Here is a 14,987-nt window from a genome sequence, read left to right on the forward strand (position 1 = left end):
GGTGTTGGGCAGCAGGACGGATTTCGGCTTGGGAAACATTGAGACGGTCTCGTGAAAAGAGGGCAGGAAATGACGCAGCCTTAGCGAATGCCGGGCCGCAACGGAAGGTAGGAATGAAGGCTTATGGCCGATAATTGCGGCAGTTTGGCAACCGAGAAAAACCTATGGATTTGATGTCCCTCTTGCAGTAGCTGTCATGAAGGTCGCGAGCGCTGTTGCGGGCCGCTCTGAACGGCGCGCCAAGGGCCGCTTCGAGGGTAATGGTCATGACCGACGACACCCACACGCTTCGCAGCGGCTCCCTCACGGCGACCATCAAGGCGCACGGCGCCGAGCTGTGTTCGCTGACAGACGGTGGTGGCACCGAATTCATCTGGCAAGCAGGACCGGAATGGCAACGCCATGCGCCGCTGCTGTTTCCGATCGTCGGGCGCCTTGGCAATGACGAGATGCGGCACCTCGGCAAGACCTACCGGATGACGCAGCACGGCTTCGCGCGCGACAGCCGGTTTACCTGGGCGGAGCGCGGTGAGCGCAGTTGTGCGCTGGTGCTCGAGGACAGCGAGGCGACGCGCGCGCTCTATCCGTTCGCGTTCCGCCTGATTGCCACCTACACGATTGATGAGGCCAGCCTCGATCTCGCGCTCACGGTCGTCAACACCGGTGACGAGACATTGCCAGTCTCGGTCGGCGGCCATCCCGCGTTCAACTGGCCGCTTCAGGCCGGCGTACCGAAGGAAAGCTACGTGCTGACCTTCACGGAGGAGGAGCCGTCTCCGGTTCGCCGCGTCGAGGCCGGGCTGCTGCTCGCGGCAACGGATCCGAGTCCCGTGCGAGGCACAGTGCTTGCGCTGTCGGAATCCCTGTTCACCAACGACGCCGTCATCCTCGCCCCCGTCAACAGCGATGCGGTCCGCTATGCGGCCGGGCATGGCGCCGGACCATGGCTCAGGATGTCATGGCGCGGTTTTCGCGAGCTCGGCATCTGGTCGAAACCGACGGGCGCGCCGTTCCTCTGCATCGAGCCTTGGCGCGGCTATGCCAGCCCCAAAGAGTTCGACGGCGAGTTCAGCGACAAGCCGGGCCTGATGCATCTCGCGCCAGGTGCGGCGGAAGAGCTGTCGTACCGGATCGAGGTAGGATCGTCCTAACGTTCTCAGACCTCGATCCGCGTGAGATCCTCGCCGAGCACGACGGGACCCACATAATCCTTCCTGACATCCGCCAGCAGCGCGCGCAGCATGGCATCGTCGGTGCGTGGACGGTGATGGGTCAGCGCGAGCTTCTTGACGCCGGCCTTGGCCGCGACTTTACCGACGGTGTCGCCGCAGGCGAGAGTGTATTTCGCAAGCCGGCGGAAGTGCTCGTTGTTGATCTCGGGCGTCGCGAGGAAACAAACCTGGACGAGCAAATCGGCGCCCTCGGCCAGGCGCTCGAGGCCGGGGCAGGGGACGGTATCGCCGGAGATCGCAATGACCTTGCCTTCCGCCTCGAAGCGGTAGCCGAGACACATCCAGCGCGCCAGAAATGCCGGTGACATGTCGAGGCCGTCGCCATGCGACACCAGCTCGGCGCTGATCTTCCAGCGGCCGGTGTCGAGCACGGGGCCGGGAATGATGTCGGTCGCAATCACCGGCTTCCAGCCGCCGAAGGTCGGCTCGCCCTGGTCGCGCCAGGCAATGTCCTTGTCGTAGACCTGCGTGACCAGCGTGTTGACGAGCCGTTCGGTGTCGGGTGGCCCAAAGATGCGTAAATCGTCCTTGCGCCCATGCATCCACGAATTCAGCATCACGTCGTAGAGGTCGCCGATGTGGTCGAAATGATGGTGCGTGAGAAACATCGTATTGATGGCGCCGAGCGGCACGCCGGCCTTGTGGAGCTGCACCATGACGCCGCGGCCGGCGTCGAACAGGATGTTCTCCTCGCCAAGCCTGATCAGTGTGGTCGTTGCCATGCGCTGCGGGTCCGGGCGCGGGCCGCCGGTGCCGAGCAAGATGACTTCCATGGCGCCTACTCCAGCGTGAAGCCGGTCGATTTGATCACGCTGCCCCAGCGGTCGTAATCGGCCTTGATGATGCGGGCGAACTCCGCACGTGTATCAGTGACGACGCCGACATCGAGCGCGGACAGCAACTGCTGCACAGCGGAATCGGCCAGCACGCTGCGCAGATTGCCGTTGAGCCTGTCGAGGATCGGCTCGGGCGTCTTGCCCGTGGCGAAGAATCCATACCAGAAATCCGCCGCCTCGATGGCGCCGAGGCCGAGCTTGAGCTCGGCAAAGGTCGGCACGTCGGGCAGGCGCGGCGAGCGGCTTGCGCCTGTGATCGCCAGCAGCCGGATCGTGCCGGCCTTGTACTGTTCCATCAGGCTCGCGGTCGTGTCGAACGCCGCCTGGATGGTGCCGCCCAAGAGATCCGTGATGGCGGGCGCCGAGCCCCGATAAGGCACGTGGGCCATCTCGATGCCGGCGGCCTGGTTCAGCATCACGCCGAGGAAGTGCGAGGGCGTGCCCGCGCCGAGCGAGCCGAAATTCACCCGCTCCTTGTTGGCGCGCGCATAGGCGAGGAAGTCCGCCAGATTGGCGGCCGGCAGCTTGGTGTTGACGGCGAGCGCGAACTGGAAGGTGCAGAACCTGGTGATCGGTGCCAGATCGACCAGCGGATCGAACGGCAGCGACTTGAAGATGAAGGGATAGAACGCGGTCGCCACGATCGGCGCGGACAGCAGCGTCGCGCCGTCAGGCTCGGACCGGACCACCGCTTCGGCAGCGATGCGGCCTGCGGCACCCGGCTTGTTCTCGACGATGGCGGCAACGCCGGTCTGCGTCCGCAGCTTCTCGACGATGATGCGGCTCATCGCATCGAGTCCGCCGCCGGCCGGAAACCCGACGACGACCTTCGTGGTCTTCTCAGAGGTCTGTGCTTCGGCCCGGGTGGCGAGTGCGGCGGCGGCTCCGCCGGCGGCTTTGAGAATTGCCCGCCGCGTCGTGCGTTGTGTGTCGATGCTCATTGGGCCCCTGGAAACCAAATCGTTTCGGGGCGTAGAGTAGATTCGAAGCTTGCGGCGAGGCAAGCCGCATCAGGCTTGCAGTCAGCGCATGCCGGTCGCAGGCGCCGCGATGTTCGGCCGGATGGCTGGCCGCTCCGAGCTCCCCGACGTCAGCCGATGCGCCAGATCCTGGGCGTGCCGCTCGACCAGATGCCAGGTCGCGCGCGCGAGGAGATAGCTGAGTGCGACGGTGACGGCATAGGCGATCAGCAGCGAGACCAGCCCGTCCGCGAGCGGCCAGATCTGGCGCAGCCCTGCGATCACCGCGAAGTGCGACAGATACATCGAATAGGAATTGCGGCCGAGCGCTTCGAGCGGCTGAAAGCGGAGCGCCAAGCGAATGCAGCCGGCAACACCCGCGCCGAGCACGAGATTGATCATCAGATAGTTGAACTCGTGCGAGGTGGTCACGCGATCGGCAATGAAGGACAGCGCGATGAAGACAGCGAAGATCGCAGCATCCGACGTGGCAAAGCCGTCGCGCAAGCCGAAGAACAGCGCGCATCCGGTGAGGAAGACAGGTAGCTGGTTGAGGAAGCTGATATGCAGCGCGTTCCAGACGAAGCCTTCGTGGCCCGGTCCGTAATAGGCCGAGAATGCCGCGAAGGCGAACGGCTTGAACAGGCAGACATTGACGAGATGCAGCACGATCGCGAGCGCGAGATAGAGATGGCGGCGCGACCCGAACGCGGTGATCAAGAGCGGAAACACCAGATAGAAAGTCATCTCAGCCGCGATCGACCAGTCGCCGGGCACGACGCTGTTGACGCTGTCGGGCCAGAAGCCGTGCAGGAAGGTCGCGGTCAGGATCACCTGGAGCGGACCGATGCCGTTGGGCGCGTTGGTGCTCGGGCCGGTGCCGTTGACGAAGAGGTAGAGCGGAATTGCGAGCCAGAACAGCGGTGCGATGCGCAAGACGCGGCGGATGTAGAATTTGCGCGACGGGTTCGTCTCGGTCCGCCGCGTCCACATCAGGCACATCGTCATGGCACTGACGAAGTAGAACACATTGACGCCGGTCCAGCCCCACAGGAAGGCGTAATCGACGGCGTGGATATTTGAGGGAAAGGATTGTGAAACGTGGATCGCCATCACGCCGACGATGGCGAGACCGCGCAGGACATCGAGGCTGTGCGAACGGGCGAAGGGCGTTACGCCGTCCTCGGTTCGACCGACAATCGGCCGGGCCTGCCCGTGCATCGCGCCTGCTCCGTGGTTTGCTATCTGCGAGCGAGGACCATAGAGGCGTGGCCGGCTTTTCCGAAGCTAAACACCTTCTTTACGTTAACCAGCGGTTGAGCCCGCATTGCGACAAGCGGATCCCGGTGCATTCGGAGGTAACGATGCGCTCGATGAGAATTGTGGGGCAGTTCATACTTAATACTTCGATACCGTGACCAATATTGTTTGGGCTGCACAACACGCCTAGTATTCCAGCAGGCAATTCGGGGGCTCGAACCAGTCGTGAATGTACGTTCACAGGACGGCGCCTTGCGCGACGACTTGAATTTTCAGGCCGCGCCGCAGGCACACAGGACATCCAACATCGTGACGGATCCCGCGCGTCAGGAGGTGCGTCCGGCGAGCTGTGAGCGGCTGATCGTCGTCGAGGACGACCCGGTGACGCGGACCATGCTGGTCGGCTATTTCAGCGAGAACAATTTCGACGTGGTCGGCGCCGGCTCCTGCGCCGAGTGCCGCCAGGCGCTGCGCTCGCGCACCGATCTCGTCTTCCTCGATGTGCAGTTGCCCGATGGCGACGGCTTCGAGCTCGCCAAGGAGATCCAGGCGACCAGCAATGCCGGCATCATCTTCGTGACCCGCCGCGACACCGATGTCGATCGCATCCTCGGCCTCGAGATCGCCGGCGATCATTACGTCACCAAGCCGATCAACCTGCGCGACCTGCTCGCGCGTGCGCGCAGCGTGCTGCGGCGGCGCTCGATCGACCGCAAGGCGGCGCGCAATCACAATTCGATTGCGTTCGGCGACTGGATCATCGACCTGACGCGGCGCGAGCTGCTCGGTGGCGACGGCAAGCCGGTGGCGCTGACGCGGGCCGAATTCGATCTGCTCGCGGCCCTGGTCGGCGCCGACGGCCGGCCGCTCAGCCGTGACTATTTGATCGAGGTCGTCAGCAACCGCCAGGCCGAGGTCGACATTCGCACCGTCGATGCGCTGGTCGCGCGGTTGCGCCGCAAGCTCATCGGCAGCGGCACGCCCGTGATCGCGACCGTCACCGGCGTCGGCTACAAGCTCGCGCTCAGCGAGCGGCTCTAGCTCCGAGGGACATGTCGCCGCGCTTCAGCGCGCCGCGACCTTTTGCCATTTGGCTTCGATGCGCGCCTTGATGACGCGGATCCGGACCTCATGCGCCGCCCAATAGGCGCGGCTTGCCGCAGCCGTGCCTTGACGGAAGCGCATATAGACCTCCTTGGGCCGCGATGGCCCCTTGGGGCTGCGCGCAACGCTCGTCGTCGCCGTTGCCGCCACCGTCGCCTCGACGGGAGCCGGTGCCGGCGGCGGGGCAATCGTTGCGCCTGTTACCACGGGTGAGTTCATGGCGAGCAGATGGTTGCGTGCGCGATTGCAATAGACCTGCGAACGGGGAGTCATGCTCTCCTCGCCGTGGCCGGCCCGGTACTTCATCAGGGTGCGGCAGAGATCTCCGCCAGACAGCCGCCAGGCGCGCGAGAGATAAAGCACGCCGTAGTGAACATTGATATCCGGCTTGGCCAGCTCCTCGGCCGTGCCCCGAAACCCAAGCATCGCCGCGGTTTCAGGCCGCACCTGCATCAGCCCGACTTCGCCGACGCTGCCGACGACGCTCGAATTATAGCCGCTCTCGACGAAGATCACGGCGTCGGCGAGGTCGGCCGGCAAATTCGCCTTGCCGGTTTCGGAATCGACGAGCCTTCGGATCTCGGCGCGTGACGCCGAGGTCTCCGCAGCCCCCAGCTCCGGCGCACGCGCGATGCCTGCGGTGGCGACGTCGTCGTCCCCGGCCTGCGCACCGGTCGATGCGAGCACGAGCGCGGCGGCCGCGACGTTTCTCCACGTCCCCCCGGTTCTGAAGTGAGCTCGGTCCCACGGCATGGACACCAGATATCGCGTGGGAGTTAATAATCTGCGGTCGCAGCGAGGTCGGCCCTCCAGAGCAGGTATACCCGGCCAGGTGAAGCAACCTCAGGACGGTAGCTGCACCGGGACAAACGTGACAAACTGCCTTCTTTATTGGCAGGCGGGGCAACGCTGCGCCTCCTGCACTTCATCAATTGCAGCTGCCGTTTCGGTCTGGCTGGCGCCCCTCGATCTTTTCAGCTTCATGTCGATCGGGCGCAACCATCCTGCGACAGAGTTCCAGTCGGAGGTGCTCCATGTCTGATGCAGTCAATCACGCAAGCCTCGGGACCGACATGGTTGCCGAACAGCGCGACGTCGCCAAGGCGCCGCTTGGCGAGCGCGCCGTGGCGTTCGCCTACCTAACCCTGGTCGGTATTGCGATGGCAGGCTGGCTCTATGGCATTGTCCGTGCGGCGCTGGCTGCCATGCGCTGGATCGTCGGCTAGAGAGCAAGGTGGGAGATCTTGATCACCGCGCAGATGATCATTCCCCAAAGCGCGAAGTTGATCTGCAACGCCGCAGTCATTGCCAACCTCCGGTGCTTCCCGTCGCAGTCTCATTCTTGATGACGCGACCTGCCCTCGATCGAAGCGGACGCGTTAAGTGCGGGACGAACATTGGGCAAGCTCGGATTTGACGCAATCCGTATGGTTACGGCTCGACGCTGTTTTGCCGGCATAGACCGCGCGCTCCTGCTTCGCCGCGCCTCTATCGCGCGCGGGCGCTTTGGCTCGTCAGTGTCGGTTGCGCCGGCCCCGCCAGCCGGTCGTCGATCGCATAAAGCGTACAGGTGGGCGACCATTTCATGCAGGCGCCGAGCGAATCCCGCTGGGCGTCGTCGGTGGTGGTCCGCCCCGAACGCCAGCCGTAGCCGCCGTTCGGCGACACCGCGAAGGCCTTGTGCGGCATGGTGCTGGCGAGATAGCGCGCGAACTCGGCCTGCCCGGCCTCGTTGAGCTGGCCCGGCGGCGGCAGCGGATCGGGCGGGCTCAGCACGTCATGGCCGAGCCCGCGCTCACGCAGGAACGCATCCACATAAGGCGTCCATCGCGGCCGGCCGACCACGGAATAGAGGTAATGGCCGTCGTCGCTGTAATCCGGCGCGGCGATGAATTTCGCCTGACCGCCATTGCTCCGAAATCCGCCATAGAGCCGGCGGGCGAGATCGGGACCAAAGAAGGAATCGTTAGTGGCATAGACCCACAACATCGGCACGCGCGAGGTTTTGCCGAACGCGGCAAAAGCCTGCACCAGGCCGTCCTCGTTGCAGACATCGTCGTCGTCGCGCGAGCCGCGGCCGCCGGCAAAGCTGATCGCGGCGACGAGGCCTGGCGGCGCCTGTGCGGTCAGCGCGACGGTGGCGAGCCCGCCGGCGGAATGGCCCGCCGCGATCATGCCTGAAATCGTGACGTCGCTTCGCCGTGCCATCGCATCGATCGCGGCGCGCAAATCCGCCACCGCAACCGCGGCCGCCGGCAGATAGGCGGCATTGGCGCAGCCGCCGATGCTGTCGACGCGCCCGCCCGGCGAGGTGCCATAGCCGCGCCGCATCACGATCAGCGCGGCAAAACCGCGCCGGGCATATTCCAGCGCGATGCCATAATATTTGTGCGCCGACATGGTCGCGCGGTCGTCGAAGCTGCGCGGCGAGCCGTGGCTGAGCAACGCCAGCGGATAGCGTTTCGTCCCCGCCGGGCGGACGAGGAACGCCTCCAGCCCCTGCGGCCCGGCCTCCGCCATCGGGATGCGCAGATCCTCGGTATAGAACTCCGCGGCCATCACATCGGGCGCGATGCCGGCCGTCGCCAGCCAGGCCATCAGAACAACCAACAGCCTGTGAAGCAGCGTCATGCCCGACTCGAAAAAGCCCCGATCTGAAGGACCATAGCATGATCTCAGGAACGGTCGGCCCACCGCGCGTGTTGTTCCCTTGGCGGTGGCCCGCCCGATGCTATGGTGTCCCGGCAATCTCTGCGACAGAACGAGGATATCTCAGTGGCTGATGTTCATCCCGCGGCGGGCAAGCAGGCCTCGCCGGACGCGCTCACCAACATTCCGCGGCTGGTGACGGCTTATTTCGCGGGCAAGCCCGATGTGGCGGACTCTGCGCAGCGGGTGGCGTTCGGGACGTCGGGCCATCGCGGCACCTCGTTCAAGAACACCTTCAACGAAGGCCATATCCTCGCGACGACGCAGGCGATCTGCGACTACAGGAAAGAGAAGGGGCTGACCGGCCCGCTCTTCATCGGTATCGACACCCACGCGCTGGCCGAGCCGGCGCTGGTCAGCGCCGTCGAAGTGTTCGCCGCCAATGGCGTCGACATCATGATCGACAAGGACGGCGGCTATACGCCAACGCCGGTGATCTCGCACGCGATCCTCACCTACAACAAGGGCCGCACCTCGAGCCTTGCCGACGGCGTCGTCGTCACGCCCTCGCACAATCCGCCCGAGGACGGCGGCTACAAATACAATCCGCCGCATGGTGGCCCGGCCGATACGGACGTGACGGGCGTGGTGGAGAAACGCGCCAACGCGTTGCTCGCCGACGGCCTCAGGGACGTGAAGCGCATCGATTATGCCAAGGCGAGGAAGTCGTCGAACGTTCACGCCTACGACTTCATCACGCCTTACGTTGCCGATCTCGGCAACGTCGTCGATCTCGACCTCGTCAAATCCGCCGGCGTCAATATCGGCATTGACCCGCTCGGCGGCGCCGCGGTGCATTACTGGCACCCGATCATCGAGCGCTACGGCCTGAAAGCGACCGTCGTGAACGAGGCGATCGATCCGACCTTCCGCTTCATGACGGTCGACTGGGACGGCAAGATCCGCATGGACTGCTCGTCCCCTTACGCAATGGCGAGCCTGATCGCGATGCGCGACCGTTTCGACGTCGCCTTTGCCAACGACACCGACGCCGACCGCCACGGTATCGTCACCCGTACCGGCGGGTTGATGAACCCGAACCATTATCTGGCGACCGCGATCTCCTATCTGTTCGCGCACCGGCCGAACTGGGGCAAGGATGCCGCGATCGGCAAGACCGTGGTGTCGAGCTCGATCATCGATCGTGTTGCGAAGAAGCTCGGCCGCAAGCTGGTGGAGACGCCGGTCGGCTTCAAATGGTTCGTCGATGGCCTCGTCGGCGGCAGTTTTGGCTTCGGCGGCGAGGAGAGTGCAGGGGCCTCGTTCCTGCGCCGCGACGGCACGGTGTGGACCACCGACAAGGACGGCATCATTTTGGGTCTCCTCGCCGCGGAGATCATGGCGAAGACCGGTCGCGATCCGAGCCAGCTCTTCAATGATCTCACCGCCGAGTTCGGCGTGCCGCACTATGCGCGCATCGACGTCGCCGCGACCGGACCGCAGAAGAACATCCTGAAATCGGTCACGCCCGAGCAGCTCGGCCTGAAGGATCTCGCCGGCGACCCGGTCCGCGCCACGCTCAGCAAGGCGCCCGGCAACGGCCAGTCGTTCGGCGGGATCAAGGTCGAGACAGACTACGGCTGGTTCGCCGCGCGTCCCTCGGGGACCGAGGACGTCTACAAGATCTACGCGGAAAGCTTCCGCAGCACCGAGCACCTGAAGCGGATTCAGGACGAGGCCCAGGCCGGGCTGAAGAAGGTGTTTGGGGCGTAAGCCTCTACGTCCTCCGCTGTCATCGCCCGCGAAGGCGGGCGATCCAGTACGCCGCGGCTCCAATTGTGTGAACCTAATATCCACCGCGGAGTACTGGATTCCCCGCCTTCGCGGGGAATGACGTCGCCGTTACCCCTGTATACATCATCTGGAAAATAGGTACCTTGATACTCCAATTTTACCCTTGAACGATTCCATCTCCGCGCTATTGTATACATAACGCATACATAAGCCTTGGGAGAATCGCCGGTGACAAAACCCTTCCCCATGAATGCCTGGTACGCCGCCGCCTGGGACGCGGAGGTGAAGCCCGCGCTGTTGCCGCGGACGATCTGCGGCAAGCATGTCGTGATGTATCGCAAGGCCGACGGCTCGGTCGCCGCGCTGGAGGATGCCTGCTGGCACCGCCTGGTGCCGCTGTCGAAGGGCCGGCTCGAAGGCGACACCGTCGTCTGCGGCTATCACGGTCTGAAATACAATGCGCAGGGCCGCTGCACCTTCATGCCCTCGCAGGAGACCATCAACCCCTCGGCCTGCGTACGCGCCTATCCCGTGGTCGAGCGTCACCGCTACATCTGGCTCTGGATGGGCGATCCCGCGCTCGCGGACCCTGCGCTTGTGCCGGACATGCACTGGAATCACGATCCGGCCTGGGCCGGCGACGGCAAGACCATCCACGTCAATTGCGACTACCGCCTCGTGCTCGACAATCTCATGGACCTCACCCACGAGACCTTCGTGCACGGCTCCTCGATCGGCAATGACGCGGTCGCCGAAGCGCCGTTCGACGTCACCCATGGCGAGAAGACCGTCACCGTGACGCGCTGGATGCGCGGCATCGAGGCGCCGCCGTTCTGGGCCAAGCAGCTCGGCAAGCCGGGCCTGGTCGACCGCTGGCAGATCATCCGCTTCGAGGCGCCCTGCACCATCGCCATCGACGTCGGCGTGGCGCCGACCGGCACCGGCGCTCCGGAAGGCGACCGCTCGCAGGGCGTCAACGGTTTCGTGCTCAACACCATCACGCCCGAGACCGAGAAGACCTGTCACTATTTCTGGGCCTTCGTCCGCAACTACCGGATCGGCGAGCAGCGCATCACCACCGAGATCCGCGAAGGTGTCTCCGGAATCTTCCGCGAGGACGAGCTGATCCTCGAGGCGCAGCAGCGCGCGATGGACGAGAACCCCGACCGCATCTTCTACAATCTCAACATCGACGCCGGCGCGATGTGGTCGCGCAAGCTGATCGACAGGATGGTGGCGAAGGAAAACCCGCCGCCGCGCCTGCAGGCCGCGGAGTAGACCATGGCCGAACGTGAGGTCGACCGCTCCGTCTCGCAGACCGTGAAGGCGCAGCTTGCGCTGCGCGATCAGATCCTGTCCGGATCTTTGCGGCCCGGCGAGCGCATTTCCGAACTGCAGGCGGTGGAGACGACAGGCGCCTCGCGCACGCCGGTGCGTATGGCGCTGGTGCGGCTGGAGGAGGAGGGCCTCCTGGAGGCGATCCCCTCCGGCGGCTTCATGGTGAAGGCGTTTTCGGAACGCGACATCTCCGATTCCATCGAGCTGCGCGGTACGCTGGAAGGTTTGGCCGCGCGCTTTGCCGCCGAGCGCGGCGTCTCGGCGCGCGAGCTCGAGCCGCTCAAGGAGTGTCTTGCCGCAATCGACGAATTGCTGCGCCAGGTGCCGATCTCGATCGAGGCATTCTCGTCCTATGTCGCGCTGAACGCGCGCTTCCACGCGTTGCTGACCGAATTGTCGCGCAGCCCGCCGCTGGTCCGCCAGATCGACCGCGCCTCGGCGCTGCCATTCGCATCGCCGAGCGCGTTCGTGATGGCGCAATCGGCCTTGCCCGAGGCGCAGCAGATCCTGATCATCGGGCAGGAGCACCACCGCGTCGTGATCGACGCCATCGAGAACCGCGAAGGCGCGCGTGCGGAAGCCGTGATGCGCGAGCATGCACGGCTCGCGGTGCGAAACCTGAGGCTCGCATTGCGCAACCGCACCCATCTCGACCTTTTGCCGGCGCTCGCGCTGATCAAGACCGCAACCGATTGAGGGCATCATGCGCTTCATCGAAACCTGGATTCCGGCAACGCTCGTCTCGACCCGCGATCTCGCGCCCGGCATCCGCGAATTCCTGATCCGCCCCGATCAGTTCGACGGCGCGGCCTATCCGGTCGGCAGCCACATCAATGTCAGCGTCAGCATCGACGGCCAGCCGGAGACGCGGTCCTATTCGCTGGTCGGCGAGGCATCGCCGCGCGGGCTTCGAATTGCGGTGCGCCGGGCCGAGGATTCCCGCGGCGGCTCGCGCTATATGTGGTCCTTGCAGCCGGGGGCGCGGCTCGACATCACCCGGCCGTCGTCGCTGCTTGCGGTGGATTGGACCCGCCAAAACTACTGCCTGATCGCCGGCGGCATCGGCATCACCCCGATCCTCGGCGCCGCGCAGGCGCTGGCGCGGCGCGGCGCCGATGTCACGCTGCATTACGCCGTGCGCTCCCGCGCTGAAGCCGCCTATCTCGACGATCTCGCCAACATGCTCGGCGATCGCCTCGTCGTCCATGCCAGCGATGAAGGCCGGCGGCTCGATCTCGACGCGCTGTTCGCCTCATTGCCGAAGGGCACGCTGGCGCTGTTCTGCGGCCCAATGCGGATGCTGGATGCGGCACGCCACGCCTGGATCGGCGGCGGTCATCCGCTGCCGGATCTGCGCTACGAGACTTTCGGCTCCAGCGGGACGCTGCCGACCGAAACCTTCCGCGTGCGATTGAAGGACTCCAACATCGAGCTGGAGATTCCGCGCGAACGCTCGATGCTGGACGTGCTCAACGCCAGCGGCTTTGAGGTGATAGCCGATTGCAAGCGCGGCGAATGCGGCCTCTGCGCCATTGATGTCGTCGCCGTCGACGGCGAGATCGACCATCGCGACGTCTTCTTCAGCGATCACCAGAAGCAAAGCAACGAAAAGATCTGCGCCTGCGTCTCGCGGGCGAGGGGGACGATCACAGTCGATACGCTGCTGCGGGCGGATGCGGTTTGAGGCGATACATCCGCGCAAACGTCGTCATGCCCGGGCTTGTCCCGGGCATCCACGTTCTTTGAGCCGAGTGGTAAGGCGTGGATGGCCGGGACAAGCCCGGCCATGACGCTTGTAAAAAGCTTTGGCGCCTACGCCGCAAAGATCGCCCGCAGCTTCTTCATGTCCAGCAACTTCAGCACTGCATCCGCCGGCACCGGCCGGCTGATCAGATAGCCCTGCACCTCGTCGCAGCCGATCTGCCTGAGATAGTCGAGCTGGTCGGCGGTCTCGACGCCTTCGGCGACCACGTCGATGTCGAGGTCGCGCGCCAGCGAGATCACCGATTTCACGATCGCGGCGCAGTCCGGCTGCACCAGCATGTCGCGGATGAAGGACTGGTCGATCTTGATGCGGCTGAACGGGAGCTTGCGCAAATAGGTGAGCGAGGAAAAGCCGGTGCCGAAATCGTCGAGCGCGAGCGTGACGCCGAGTTCGAGCAGCGCAGTCAGGATCGCGCCGGCCGCGCCGTATTTCGACAGCAGCATCGATTCCGTGATCTCGATCTCGAAGCGGTGCGGGGCGATATTCGCGTCGGCCAGCGCCTGCACGATGGTCTGGAGGATCGTCGTGTTGTGAAACTGCGCCGCGGAAAAATTCACGGCGACCCTGACGTCCTCGGGCCAGCCGGCCAGCGCAGCGCAGGCGCGGCCGATCACCCATTCGCCGATCTCGTGGATCAGCCCGGTCTCCTCGGCGACGGCGATGAACTCGCTCGGCGGCACCAGGCCGCGCTGCGGATGCTGCCAGCGCAGCAGCGCCTCGAAGCCGGTGATGCGGTTTGCTGCGAGATCAAGGAACGGCTGGAAAACCAGGAACAGCTCGTCGCGCGCGATGGCGCCCTCGAGGTCTGCCTGCAGCGCTTTGCGGTCGCGCGACATCCTGTCGTCGCTGGCCTCGAAGAAGCAGACCGTGCCGGGTCCGGCCTTCTTGGCGCGGTAGAGCGCAGCGTCGGCATTTTTCATGATGTCGAGCTGCGTGCTGCCGTCGCGCGGCGCCAGCACGATGCCGACGCTGGTCGCGCCGATGATCTGGCGGCCCTCGATCTCGAACGGCGCGGTGAAGGAAGCGACGAAGCGCTCGGCGATCTCGAGCGCATCGTCAGGCCGCGCCAGATTGGCCATCACCAGCGCGAACTCGTCGCCGCCGATCCGCGCGACATGCTCGGCCGCGCGCGTGCAGCGCTGCAGCCGGCTCGCGACCTGAACCAGGAATTCGTCGCCGGCGGGATGGCCGAACTTGTCGTTGACCTCCTTGAAGCGATCGAGGTCGAGCAGCAGCACCGCGAACGCCTCGCCCGACAGCGCAAGGCGCTTCAGCGCGGCATCGAGCGTCTCGTTGAAGGCGAAGCGGTTGGGCAGCAGCGTCAGCGGATCCTGCCGCACCGTGCGCTCGGCCTCGACCTGCCGGATCACGCGCCGCGCGAACGAGAACGAATAGACGAACACGGCGCGCAGCAGCACGGTGCCGTAGACCACCACCAGGATCGCCACCAGCACATAGGCGGGATCGCCGTCCCGGCTGAGGCAGATCGCGATGCCGACGAAGATCGGCGCCGTGAAGGCGATCGCCGCGACCGGGATGGTGGCGAAGGCCAGCGCGCCGCCCGCTAGCATGCCTGAGCACAGGCAGGTGATGACGAGCTGGCCGCCGGAAGCGGCGTCGGCAAAGAAGGCGACCGGCACGATGCCCCAGGCGGCGCCGAGCACGAAGGCATTGCGCACCAGCCGATGCATGGCGTGGCGCGAGACGAATTGCGGTTTGGTGATGCGGCGCGCGGTGTGGGATTGCAGTCCGAACGCGATTGCGGCGCTGGCGACGACGATCGCCCAGATCAGGGCGAGCTCCCGGTCCGGCGAATGCCACAGCGCGATCGCCAGCACGATGGCGTTGCAGGCATTGGCGAGCATGATGCCGACCGAATAGCCGAGCACCAGCGCCATCTGTTCGGCGCGGATGTGGCCGGCCATGGTGTCGTCGGTTGCGGGACCGCCGAACACCGACAGATCGCCGGCAAGCAGCCGCGCGAAAAAGCTGGTCAGTCGAGTCCGCATTCCAGAGCCTGCAGCAGCATGGGCCGTTTGTCCGGCTCGAT

At 65.2% G+C, this 14,987-nt stretch carries 13 protein-coding genes; 7 read left to right on the forward strand and 6 right to left on the reverse strand.

Translation table 11 applies throughout. The features are described 5' to 3' along the window. The first annotated feature begins 266 nt into the window (after positions 1-266). Positions 267-1,151 (forward strand): aldose 1-epimerase family protein, encoded by an 885-nt coding sequence (locus tag HYH08_RS19210; protein ID WP_220011374.1) that lies wholly within the window; start codon positions 267-269, stop codon positions 1,149-1,151. Positions 1,152-1,156: 5 nt separating this feature from the next. Here the strand turns inward: HYH08_RS19210 and HYH08_RS19215 are convergent, their stop codons facing one another. The 3 genes from HYH08_RS19215 to HYH08_RS19225 form a co-directional block, all read right to left on the reverse strand. Then, positions 1,157-2,005: an MBL fold metallo-hydrolase gene (locus HYH08_RS19215; RefSeq protein WP_220011375.1), complete on the reverse strand. Its 849-nt coding sequence runs from the start codon at positions 2,003-2,005 to the stop codon at positions 1,157-1,159. Between the two features lie 5 nt (positions 2,006-2,010). Then, positions 2,011-3,009 (reverse strand): Bug family tripartite tricarboxylate transporter substrate binding protein, encoded by a 999-nt coding sequence (locus HYH08_RS19220; RefSeq protein WP_220011376.1) that lies wholly within the window; start codon positions 3,007-3,009, stop codon positions 2,011-2,013. 81 nt (positions 3,010-3,090) lie between these two features. Beyond that, complete coding sequence (locus HYH08_RS19225; RefSeq protein WP_220011377.1) at positions 3,091-4,248, reverse strand: acyltransferase family protein; 1,158 nt, start codon at positions 4,246-4,248, stop codon at positions 3,091-3,093. 264 nt (positions 4,249-4,512) lie between these two features. Here HYH08_RS19225 and HYH08_RS19230 point away from each other — a divergent pair, with 264 nt between their 5' ends. After that, positions 4,513-5,328 carry a response regulator gene (locus HYH08_RS19230; RefSeq protein ID WP_220011378.1) on the forward strand — a complete coding sequence of 272 codons (816 nt, stop codon included), beginning with the start codon at positions 4,513-4,515 and terminating at the stop codon, positions 5,326-5,328. 24 nt (positions 5,329-5,352) lie between these two features. On the opposite strand, the gene HYH08_RS19235 is transcribed toward HYH08_RS19230, so the two are convergent. Beyond that, a complete protein-coding gene (locus HYH08_RS19235; protein ID WP_349631446.1) occupies positions 5,353-6,078 on the reverse strand; it encodes a lytic transglycosylase domain-containing protein in 726 nt (241 codons plus the stop codon). Positions 6,079-6,425: 347 nt separating this feature from the next. Between HYH08_RS19235 and HYH08_RS19240 the strand changes: the two genes are divergently transcribed. Beyond that, the gene (locus tag HYH08_RS19240; RefSeq protein ID WP_220011380.1) at positions 6,426-6,617 is read left to right on the forward strand and encodes a hypothetical protein; all 192 of its coding nucleotides are present in this window, start codon (positions 6,426-6,428) and stop codon (positions 6,615-6,617) included. Positions 6,618-6,879: 262 nt separating this feature from the next. Here the strand turns inward: HYH08_RS19240 and HYH08_RS19245 are convergent, their stop codons facing one another. Further along, positions 6,880-8,022: an alpha/beta hydrolase family protein gene (locus HYH08_RS19245; protein ID WP_220011381.1), complete on the reverse strand. Its 1,143-nt coding sequence runs from the start codon at positions 8,020-8,022 to the stop codon at positions 6,880-6,882. Positions 8,023-8,166: 144 nt separating this feature from the next. On the opposite strand from HYH08_RS19245, the gene pgm reads away from it, so the two are divergent. From pgm to HYH08_RS19265, 4 genes are all read left to right on the forward strand, one after another. Beyond that, complete coding sequence (pgm, locus tag HYH08_RS19250; protein ID WP_220011382.1) at positions 8,167-9,813, forward strand: phosphoglucomutase (alpha-D-glucose-1,6-bisphosphate-dependent); 1,647 nt, start codon at positions 8,167-8,169, stop codon at positions 9,811-9,813. Positions 9,814-10,062: 249 nt separating this feature from the next. Then, on the forward strand, positions 10,063-11,112 hold the full coding sequence (locus HYH08_RS19255; RefSeq protein WP_220011383.1) for an aromatic ring-hydroxylating dioxygenase subunit alpha: 1,050 nt from the start codon (positions 10,063-10,065) through the stop codon (positions 11,110-11,112). A gap of 3 nt (positions 11,113-11,115) precedes the next feature. Beyond that, complete coding sequence (locus tag HYH08_RS19260; RefSeq protein WP_220011384.1) at positions 11,116-11,868, forward strand: GntR family transcriptional regulator; 753 nt, start codon at positions 11,116-11,118, stop codon at positions 11,866-11,868. Between the two features lie 7 nt (positions 11,869-11,875). Next, the gene (locus HYH08_RS19265; RefSeq protein ID WP_220011385.1) at positions 11,876-12,856 is read left to right on the forward strand and encodes a PDR/VanB family oxidoreductase; all 981 of its coding nucleotides are present in this window, start codon (positions 11,876-11,878) and stop codon (positions 12,854-12,856) included. Between the two features lie 128 nt (positions 12,857-12,984). Here the strand turns inward: HYH08_RS19265 and HYH08_RS19270 are convergent, their stop codons facing one another. After that, positions 12,985-14,946, reverse strand: a complete 1,962-nt coding sequence (locus HYH08_RS19270; RefSeq protein WP_220011386.1) for a putative bifunctional diguanylate cyclase/phosphodiesterase — start codon at positions 14,944-14,946, stop codon at positions 12,985-12,987. Positions 14,947-14,987 lie beyond the last annotated feature (41 nt).

Source organism: Bradyrhizobium sp. BR 10289 (assembly GCF_019455385.1).
Lineage (GTDB): Bacteria > Pseudomonadota > Alphaproteobacteria > Rhizobiales > Xanthobacteraceae > Bradyrhizobium.

Bases quoted from the DNA above. Each gene is read 5' to 3' on its own strand.
- HYH08_RS19210 (WP_220011374.1), top strand. From the start codon at position 267: ATGACCGACGACACCCACACGCTTCGCAGCGGCTCCCTCACGGCGACC.
- HYH08_RS19215 (WP_220011375.1), bottom strand. From the start codon at position 2,005: ATGGAAGTCATCTTGCTCGGCACCGGCGGCCCGCGCCCGGACCCGCAG.
- HYH08_RS19220 (WP_220011376.1), bottom strand. From the start codon at position 3,009: ATGAGCATCGACACACAACGCACGACGCGGCGGGCAATTCTCAAAGCC.
- HYH08_RS19225 (WP_220011377.1), bottom strand. From the start codon at position 4,248: ATGCACGGGCAGGCCCGGCCGATTGTCGGTCGAACCGAGGACGGCGTA.
- HYH08_RS19240 (WP_220011380.1), top strand. From the start codon at position 6,426: ATGTCTGATGCAGTCAATCACGCAAGCCTCGGGACCGACATGGTTGCC.
- HYH08_RS19245 (WP_220011381.1), bottom strand. From the start codon at position 8,022: ATGACGCTGCTTCACAGGCTGTTGGTTGTTCTGATGGCCTGGCTGGCG.
- HYH08_RS19260 (WP_220011384.1), top strand. From the start codon at position 11,116: ATGGCCGAACGTGAGGTCGACCGCTCCGTCTCGCAGACCGTGAAGGCG.
- HYH08_RS19265 (WP_220011385.1), top strand. From the start codon at position 11,876: ATGCGCTTCATCGAAACCTGGATTCCGGCAACGCTCGTCTCGACCCGC.
- HYH08_RS19270 (WP_220011386.1), bottom strand. From the start codon at position 14,946: ATGCGGACTCGACTGACCAGCTTTTTCGCGCGGCTGCTTGCCGGCGAT.